This is a genomic window from Wolbachia endosymbiont of Drosophila bocki (genome assembly GCF_028982005.1).
Lineage (GTDB): Bacteria > Pseudomonadota > Alphaproteobacteria > Rickettsiales > Anaplasmataceae > Wolbachia > Wolbachia pipientis.
Window position 1 is genome coordinate 1 of the sequence record NZ_JAPQLG010000136.1, and the last position, 1,598, is coordinate 1,598.

The 1,598-nt window shown below is 36.7% G+C and carries 1 protein-coding gene; it reads right to left on the minus strand.

The genetic code is table 11. The features are described 5' to 3' along the window. Positions 1–159 precede the first annotated feature (159 nt). Entirely contained in the window at positions 160–1,434 is a 1,275-nt protein-coding gene (locus tag OZD61_RS02990) for an APC family permease (RefSeq protein ID WP_274979793.1), read from the minus strand. Between the last annotated feature and the right edge of the window lie 164 nt (positions 1,435–1,598).

The window sequence follows — 1,598 nt, forward strand, 5'->3', positions numbered from 1 at the left end:
CTGATATTCTCCATCTTTTTTATCTTTAATCCATCATAGCTAGCGATGCAACAAAGCCATCCCAGTGTCACGCACTGGCATGACACCCATTTCTTCCTATAGTTGTCTTTTCTCGTCTACCTTATTTTGCCACTCTGCTGAACAGATACATAACATTTGCTATACAGAAACTCTGCGATACCAAAATAAATAAAGAGGTACGCCACTTGCAGTGAATAAGCTTGCGATCAGCGAGGTATTCACAGAAGTTTCAAATATTACCCAGCAGCAAAAGGTTGTTGCTATACTGCCAATTAAAAATTTGTAACAACTCTTTTCTTGCACAATAACTTTGAGAGAAGCAAGACTGCATGCAAGGTAAACAAATAAAAATGAAACTACAGAAAAGTCGATAATTGATGTGATCTGCTTAGCAAAATTGTTGCTTGAAGTGAGGATTAGTAAAGTTGCAGTTCCAACTGAGCTAGTTGTTATGCCCCAGAAAGGAGAACCGTGCTTGTTTCTTTGAGCAAAAAACTGTGGCATCAGTTTATCTTTTGCAAGGCCAAGGGCCACTTGTCCACTAGCTAGTACCCAAGCGTTTAAAGTACCAACACAAAAAATGAACGCAGTTATAGAAACAATCAAGTGCCAATTGCCAGAGGCCATAATTTTTATTGCGTCAACATATGGTGCTCTTGAACTTGCTAAATCATTGCCATTTATTAATCCCATAATTGCAAGATTGTTGATAAAATACACGACAGCAACAGAGATTGTTCCAAGTACCACAGCTCTTGGTATTGTTCTAGCTGGATTATCAACTGACCCTGCAGGTGCTGTTGCCAATTCAACTCCAATAAAACCCCATAGAGTAATAAGTGTAGAACGGGCAAGAATCTGCGATGTTGTAAGATTTGATATTTCTTCACTTATGATGAAGTTATTTCTATCAAAAAAAAATAATGCTGCTATAGGTATTACAAGCAATACAGAAATTTTTATCACCGTCAATAAAAACTCAACACGTCCAGCAGTAGCTACTCCTCTAAAATTTATTAGTGTAATAATTGTAAGTAATAACATCTCTAAAAACAGATGTACGTTTTGAATATCTTCATGGAAAAATGGTGTAAGATAACCAACACCCACAACTATTACGGCTGTTGTGCTAACCCATGAGATCACCCAATACGTCCAACCAACAAAAAAAGCTGCAGCAGGGCCAAAAGCATGCTTTACATAGACGTGAGGGCCACCCGTTTCCGGAAATTTTGTGCAGAGTGAGGCAAAAACTAAAGCAAGAGATATAGCACCAAGCCCTGATATTATCCAGCTTATAAGGCTATACATGCCATATGGAGCAAGGCTAATTGGAAGCATAAAAATTCCAGAGCCAATTTGGCTACTAATCACTAAGGCAAAAATAGCCCAAAAACCTATTTTATTTGACACAATAGTTTCTAATTTCTATCTGAATAGATTAACAATATAACTGAAGCTCGGAAATTTCAATCGATCTTTATAAAAAATTGCATTTTTCTCAATTTATTTCTAAGAACCTGTTAAGGATCTCGAAAATATGAGGTAAAATAAGCATAGTTAAGAAAGAGGTATAT